This window comes from Kitasatospora sp. NPDC059088 (assembly GCF_042738155.1).
Classification (GTDB): domain Bacteria; phylum Actinomycetota; class Actinomycetes; order Streptomycetales; family Streptomycetaceae; genus Kitasatospora.
On the sequence record NZ_JBHYGR010000009.1, the window covers coordinates 113,878 to 120,790 of the forward strand.

Consider the following 6,913-nt stretch of genomic DNA (forward strand, 5'->3'; position numbering starts at 1 on the left):
GGGGGGGCGCCCCGTTTCTTACCCCCCGCCCGCCGGGGGGGGCGGGGGGCGGGGGCCCCTTGGTGGTGTTCGGGCCCGGCCGCCCCCCCGGGAGGAGCGGAGGCTCTTCCCGGGGCTCCGGCGTCAGCCGTCGGCGGCCGCGCGGTCCCTGGTCGCTCAGACCCGGCCGGCGAAGTCCGGGGCCCAGTTGGCGACGGTCTGGAGACGGACGCCCGAGCTCGGGTTGGCGGCCTCGACGTACTGGCCGTTGCCGATGTAGATGGCGACGTGGTAGACGCCCGAGTCCTGGCCGTTGTTGGACCAGAACAGCAGGTCGCCCGGCTGCAGGCTGTCCAGCGAGACGTGGGTGCTGGCGGCGGCCTGGTCGGCGGCGACGCGCGGGATGTTGATGCCCGCGGCGCGCAGCGCGGCCTGGGTCAGGCCGGAGCAGTCCCAGCCGCCGTTGCCGGTGCCGCCGTAGACGTACGCCTGGCCGACCTTCGACTGGGCGAAGGAGACCGCGGCGGCCATGCTGCCGGAGGCGGCCGGGGCCGGGGCCGGGGTCTGCGCCTGGGCGGCGGGCTTCGACGCGGGCTTGGTGGCGGACGGCTTGCTCTGGGCGGTCGGCTTGGCGTTCACGGCACCGCCGTTCGAGGCCTGGCCGGCCTTCTTCGAGCGGTCGAACCAGGTGAAGTCCGAGCCGGACTTGGCGGCGGAGCCGTCGGCCTGGGCCGAGGTGCCGTCACCGAAGGTCAGCTGCTGGCCCGGGTAGATGGTGTCCGGGCCCTCGGTCAGGGTGCTGCGGTTGAGGTCGTACAGCCGCTGCCAGCCGCCCTGGACGTTGTGCTTGTCGGCGATCGAGGACAGCCAGTCGCCGTCGACGACGGTGTAGCCGCCGGCCTGGGCCTGCGCCTGGCGCTTCTGGGCCCAGGTGCTGTCGGCGGACGGGGCGGAGGCGGCCGCGGCGTCGTCGGAGGCCTGGGCCTGGTCCTGCGCGGGGGCGGCGGGCTTCGCGGCCGGCTTGCTCGGGGCGGCCGGCTTGGCGGCGGGCTTGGCCGCGGTGGAGCCGGCCGAGGTGTCGACGGTGGGCGCGGCGCCGCCCTTGGTCAGACCGGCCTGGACGGAGCAGACCGGCCAGGCGCCGGGGCCCTGCGAGGCGAGGACCTTCTCGGCGACGGAGATCTGCTGGTCCTTGGTGGCCTGGTCGGCCTGCGGGGCGTAGCTGGTGCCGCCGAAGGCGGCCCAGGTGCTGGAGGTGAACTGGAGGCCGCCGTAGAAGCCGTTGCCGGTGTTGATGCTCCAGTTGCCGCTGCTCTCGCACTGGGCGACCTTGTCCCAGGTGGCGACGGAGGCGGCGTTCGCGGTGCCGGTGGTGAGGCAGGGGACGGTGAGGCCGACGCCGGCGACGCCGAGGGCGGCGATCACGCGACGGGTGCGGCTGGACAGGCGGTTGCCGTTGGAAGGCAGCATGAAGACGCGGTCCTCTCCCACGCCTGCGAGGTGAGCTGTCGGATTCGGGCTGGAGTTGCCCGGCCGCGCTGTGGGCGCGGCTTCACCCCTAGCCCTGGACCGTTCCGGAAAACGGTCCGGGGCGACTTACCTGTGGTTCCCCCGCTCCTGCCGTGATGCGATTTCGCGCTGCCAGGACATCCGACGGCAGGACTCGGCGTCGCGGATGAACTGGGTCCGTGTGGTCACGAACGGGGAGCACGTTAAGCAGACTTAAGTTAAAACTGCAAATACCTGTGATGCGCATCACGGTTTAGTGGAAAACGTCAAATGGGCCGTAATTCATGATCGTAAATGATCGTTTTCCGGCAATATCGCAGCGGATTCTCATAACTGGCTCCGCCTCAGAAAAGAGGTGACGGAGCGTTGGGGCACAAGGGGCGCGCGCCCGAGGCGCGGGGGAGCGGTAGTGAATCGCGCGCTGGGGAACGCGCCCGTCATTCGCCGAGTGTCCATTGACAAATGAGCTGGAAACGGACATTGCGCCGCATTGCCCGCTTAGCGCACCAGCGGGGTGAATCGGAACACGGCGAAAGGGCCCGGAACGAGGTCGTTCCGGGCCCTTTCGGCAGTGCGGGTCCGCCGGCGGTGGCCGACGGGCGTTCAGTGGGTCGTGCTAGCCCTCCACGGGCCCTTCGGCGGCCGCGTGGGCGCGTCGGGAGCCCTCCCCGGCCCCGACGGCGGCCGCGGCCTCCGCCTCGGCCTCGGCGAGCTCCTCCGCCGTCGGCACCGGCAGGGCGGCCAGGTAGGTGGAGGCGATCAGCTGGCCGACCGTCGGGTAGGCGCCCAGCGGCGCGGCCGACGGGCAGCCGGTCTCCTCGGCGGCCGTGGCGAGCAGCTCCGGGTCCGCCTCCGGGCCGATGACGAGCGGGGCCAGGGCCGGGCGCTCGGAGCCGGTCTCCCGGAGGTGGCCGACGGCGGCGGCGACGGAGCCGGGCACGTCGAGCGCGGCGGCGACGACCGGCACGGCCAGTCGGGCGGCCAGCAGCACGCCGGTGATCCCGGCCGCGGCGGCCGCGTCCTCGCCGCCGACGGTGGTCAGGACCACGCCGTCCGCGGCGGTCGCGATGGCGAACAGCCGGGCCCGGTCGGCCCGCGCCAGCCCGGCCTCGGACAGCCGGACGTGGACGGCCTCGGCCAGCAGCGGGTGCGGGCCCAGCGCGTCGGTGACGGTCGCGCCGTACTGGGCGGCGAGGGCGTGAAGCCCGGTCAGGAAGTCGTGCGGGCCCGGGACCAGCGGCACCACCACGGGCGTCGGCAGTCCGGCCTCGGCGGCCGCCTCCAGCAGCTCCGCGACGGTGCGCTCCTGCGGGTCCGCGGCCGCGGCGTCGGCGGCCGGGAGGTAGCCGACCGCGGCCTGGACGCCGGTGTGCTCACTGCGGACGATCGAGAGGAGTTCCTCGACGACCGAACGGGACTCGGGCCCCGCGGTCGCGGGTACGGCGAGCACCAGGGCCGGCGAGCCGGTGCGGATCTCGGGGCGCTCGGGGCGGCGGTGGCGCCCCCGCGCACGGGAACCTGGAGTGCGGACGGGCAGTGGCGCGCCCGGGATGGCTGCGGTGCTCATGCCGGAGATCGTAGGACATCTGCCCGTCAGGCCTGCAGTCGGCTGCCGTACGGGCTTCGGGCGGTCGCGGTGCGGAGGTCGTGTCCCGGCCGCCCCGGTCCGGGGCGATTGCCCACAATCCGGACATTCCTCGCCCAAGCCCCGTACGGAGCCCTTCAGTTGCCCTGACGTGTCCCGCGGGGTGGCGCGTTGCACCGGGGTCGCGTGAGATGTCTCACAGCCGCCGGGCGGCCTGACGGAGGGTCACGGGAGGGCGACTCCCGGCATTCGAAGATCAACATTCAGCGGGGAACCGCTCACGGCCGGTTATGGACGAACCGTCGATTCAGTCGCCTATGTCCGTTTACGTACCGTCAGGAGAAGGGTCCGTGAAGAGTTCGCGGCGACCGTCGAAAAGCCTCGTGCACCTGCAATGTCCCGTGCTGATGCACGTGCACTGCGGCTATCATCACGTCAAGTGAGGCGTTGTGCCGGGCCGGTACGGGGCCGGTCCGTTCGTTCGGCGGGTGCCGGGGCGCCGCGCTGGACGACAACTCCGGAGCTCTTCGGGAGACTTCTATGCACGACTCGCAGGACACGCACGGTTCCGACCACGCCCACAACGGGATGGCCGCCGCCGACCTCACGGGGGTGGTCTGGCAGAAGAGCCGGCACAGCAACTCCCAGGGAAACTGCGTCGAGTTCGCGGCCCTGCCGGGCGGCGACGTGGCGATGCGCAACTCCCGCTTCCCGGACGGCCCGGCGCTCATCTACACCCGGGCCGAGATCGCGGCCCTGCTGCTGGGTGCCAAGGACGGGGAGTTCGACCACCTCGCGGTCTGACCGGCCGCTGCTCCACCATCGGGGGGCCGTCGTGGGTGCTGACACCACGACGGCCTTTGTCTTTGTCCGGGCCCGGAGCCGGAGTGCCCGGAGCGGGAGTGTCCGGTGTGGGAGCGCCCGGAGTGGGAGCGGGCAGCCGCCTTCGGCGCACTGATCACGTCCCGGCCCGGCGCGCGGGCGGGCCGGAGGGCCCGGGGTGTGGTCCTCCCGGGTCGTTCCTCGGCCGGCCTGGGCCACGGGGCGGGCCCTAGGCCGAGCGCCGGTGCCGTCCACCGATCTCGACCCGGCCGGCCGGCGCGGTGCCGTCGAGCAGGGTGGCGTCCAGTCCGTTGCCGCAGCCGGTCTCCGCCTCGAACACGGCCCAGACCACCTTGCCGCTGCCCAGCGGGTGCCAGCCCCAGGAGCGGCTGAACGACTCCACCAGGTGCAGTCCGCGGCCCGATTCGGCGACGAAGTCCGCCTCCCGGGCCACCGGGCCGGCACTGCTCGGGTCGCTCACCGCGCAGACCACCTGGGGGGCGCGGTGCACCAGGCTTATTCGGATCGGCAGCCGCCCTTCCGGGGTCGGCTGTATGGGAAAGTCGTACTCGCCCAGGGCGCCGCCCGAGGGGTCGGGCCGTGCGCCGATCGCATGCCGGAGCGCGTTGGTCACGAGTTCCGAGGCCACCAGGGCGACGTCGTCGAACAGCTCCATCAGGCCCCAGCGCTGGAGCGAGGCCCGGGCGAAGTCGCGTGCGGTTCTCACGGCTTCGAAGCGAGGAGCGAGCGTACAGGTGACCACATGGGGGTCAACTGCCAAAGCCGTACCGGTGCTCATGAAGAGCTCCTCCCATAAGGGGGCGGACACGGCTGGACCCGCCGGGGTCATGCCGGTCACCTCCGACTCGCTCGGCCGCTCGGCCGCCCCCTCGACCAGGCGCGCGCGCACTCGAACGCCCGATGGCGCGGGGGACGCCGTCGGGCCGGTGCACGGAGTCGCGCGTGGGGTCGACGCGGAGCCCGCGGGATTGCCAGGGATGTGCAGGTGCACGTGCACCATGGTGGTGTGCGCTCACTGCAGATGCAAGAGTCGATTCACGTGCAGTCGCACTATTGGCATATGCAAGCGCCGGATGCACGTGCATCCTGGTGTGCGGAGTGCGGAACTGATAGGAACATCCGTCAGTATCGGCACCGTGAGCGCTCAACTGATGGCAGACTGTGCGCTGTTTGCCCTAGGTGGAGGTTTCGACCGCATGACCACAGTTCAGCCGGGCGGCGGCTCGATGGTCCGCCGGATCCTCCTCGGCTCGCAGTTGCGGCGCCTGCGAGAGGCGCGCGGCATCACCCGAGAGGACGCGGGCTACGCGATCCGCGCGTCCGAATCCAAGATCAGTCGCATGGAGCTCGGCCGGGTCAGCTTCAAGGAGCGCGACGTCGCCGACCTGCTGAGTCTCTACGGCGTCGACGACGGCCTGGAGCGGGAGGCCCTGCTCGGCCTGGTCCGCGAGGCCAACAAGTCCGGCTGGTGGCACAGCTTCAACGACGTGCTGCCGGGCTGGTTCCAGACCTACGTCGGCCTGGAGGAGGCCGCCCAGCTGATCCGCACCTACGAGGTGCAGTTCATCCCCGGACTGCTGCAGTCCGAGGAGTACGCACGGGCGGTTTTCGGCCAGAGTCGGCCGGTCATCAGCGAGGAGGAGGTCGAGCGCCGGGTCAGTCTCCGGCTGCGCCGCCAGAAGCTGCTGACCGAGGGCGCCAGTCCGCGTCTGTGGGCGGTCATCGACGAGGCGGCGCTGCGCCGGCCGGTCGGCGGGCCCAAGGTGATGCGCGGCCAGGTCCAGTACCTGATCGACGTCGCCGAGCAGGCCAACGTGGTCATCCAGGTCATGCCGTTCCGCTTCGGCGCGCACGCGGGCGAGTCCGGGGCGTTCACGATCCTGCGCTTCCCGGAGCAGGACCTCGCGGACGTGGTCTACCTGGAGCAGCTCACCAGCGCGCTCTACCTGGACAAGCGGGACGACGTCGACGCGTACGTCCAGGTCATGGAGCGGCTCTGCGTGGACAGCCTCACGCCGGAGCGCACCATAGACCTGCTCTCCTCGATCCTCAAGGAACGCTGAGCAACTCCTGGGCGGGGGCCGGGAGATCCTCCCGCTCCCGCCCGGGAGGCGGCTCGTCCGCACGGCAGCCCGAGTCGGCCGCAGGCCCCGTCAACCGCGGGCCCGCGGCCGTTCGCGTTCCGGCGGCAGCGGCTGCGGCGGGCGGCCCAGTTCCCAGGGCAGGTCGTAGCGGCGGAACAGGTCGGCCCGGATCGGCGCCAGCGGGATCTCCGCGCCCGGCAGCAGCACCCCGATGCAGCCGCCCATCAGCGCACTGCGCAGCACCGCGTGTTCGGCGACCGGGTCCGGTGCGCCCCAGTCGACGAGCAGGCCCTGGAGGATCGCGCCGAGCTGCTGCTGCTCCGGATCCTGGACGAAGGCGCCGGTGTCCGGATCGAGGATGAGCGCCAGGTGCGAGCGCATCACCCGGGGGTGGTCCAGGGCCAGGGCGAGGACGGCGTCTATCGCGCGGGCCAGCCGTCCGGCGGGGGTGGCGTCCGGCGCCAGCTCGGCCAGGGCGCCGGAGAGCGACTGGTGCATCAGCCGGTGCGTCGCGGCCTGCATCAGCAGTCGTTTGCCGTCGAAGTAGTACGAGAGCAGACCGCGGGCGAGGCCGGCCCGTTCGGCGATGTCGGTCAGCGTGGTGCCCGCGTAACCGTGCTGGTCAACCAGTTCGACGGTGGCGCGCATGATGCGTCGGCGGGAGCGTTGCCGCATCTCCTCGTTGACCGAATCCCCGCGAGGTGCCATCGTGTCTGCTCCGAACGTTCGTTGACTCCGGGCCAATATACTTGCGGAGCCGCAGTCGCGCCGTGGAACCGTGCGTCCTCACGCGGGCGCCGCCCGGGCGGCCGATACAGAGACGGGGGGGGGGGGGGGGCGACGCGGGGGGGGGGGTGGGGGGGCCCCGGCGCCCGCGGCGGGGCGGGGGCGGCGGGGGGGCGGGGGTGGAGGC

Annotated in this window: 6 protein-coding genes and 1 riboswitch; of the genes, 2 read left to right on the forward strand and 4 right to left on the reverse strand. The window is 72.4% G+C overall.

What is annotated here, in order from left to right:
• Window positions 1-156: 156 nt before the first annotated feature.
• Window positions 157-1,449: a transglycosylase family protein gene (locus ACFWXO_RS06910; RefSeq protein WP_380522639.1), complete on the reverse strand. Its 1,293-nt coding sequence runs from the start codon at window positions 1,447-1,449 to the stop codon at window positions 157-159.
• A gap of 7 nt (window positions 1,450-1,456) precedes the next feature.
• A riboswitch (cyclic di-AMP (ydaO/yuaA leader) is annotated at window positions 1,457-1,627 on the reverse strand.
• A 477-nt stretch (window positions 1,628-2,104) separates the two neighbouring features.
• Window positions 2,105-3,055, reverse strand: coding sequence for a hypothetical protein (locus tag ACFWXO_RS06915; protein ID WP_380522640.1), 951 nt, complete (start codon window positions 3,053-3,055; stop codon window positions 2,105-2,107).
• 558 nt (window positions 3,056-3,613) lie between these two features.
• Here ACFWXO_RS06915 and ACFWXO_RS06920 point away from each other — a divergent pair.
• Window positions 3,614-3,877 (forward strand): DUF397 domain-containing protein, encoded by a 264-nt coding sequence (locus ACFWXO_RS06920; RefSeq protein WP_375895934.1) that lies wholly within the window; start codon window positions 3,614-3,616, stop codon window positions 3,875-3,877.
• Window positions 3,878-4,124: 247 nt separating this feature from the next.
• On the opposite strand, the gene ACFWXO_RS06925 is transcribed toward ACFWXO_RS06920, so the two are convergent.
• The gene (locus ACFWXO_RS06925) at window positions 4,125-4,694 is read right to left on the reverse strand and encodes an ATP-binding protein (RefSeq protein ID WP_375895936.1); all 570 of its coding nucleotides are present in this window, start codon (window positions 4,692-4,694) and stop codon (window positions 4,125-4,127) included.
• 418 nt (window positions 4,695-5,112) lie between these two features.
• On the opposite strand from ACFWXO_RS06925, the gene ACFWXO_RS06930 reads away from it, so the two are divergent.
• Window positions 5,113-5,979 (forward strand): helix-turn-helix transcriptional regulator, encoded by an 867-nt coding sequence (locus ACFWXO_RS06930; protein ID WP_360238721.1) that lies wholly within the window; start codon window positions 5,113-5,115, stop codon window positions 5,977-5,979.
• A 90-nt stretch (window positions 5,980-6,069) separates the two neighbouring features.
• On the opposite strand, the gene ACFWXO_RS06935 is transcribed toward ACFWXO_RS06930, so the two are convergent.
• Window positions 6,070-6,708, reverse strand: coding sequence for a TetR/AcrR family transcriptional regulator (locus ACFWXO_RS06935; RefSeq protein WP_380522641.1), 639 nt, complete (start codon window positions 6,706-6,708; stop codon window positions 6,070-6,072).
• Window positions 6,709-6,913 lie beyond the last annotated feature (205 nt).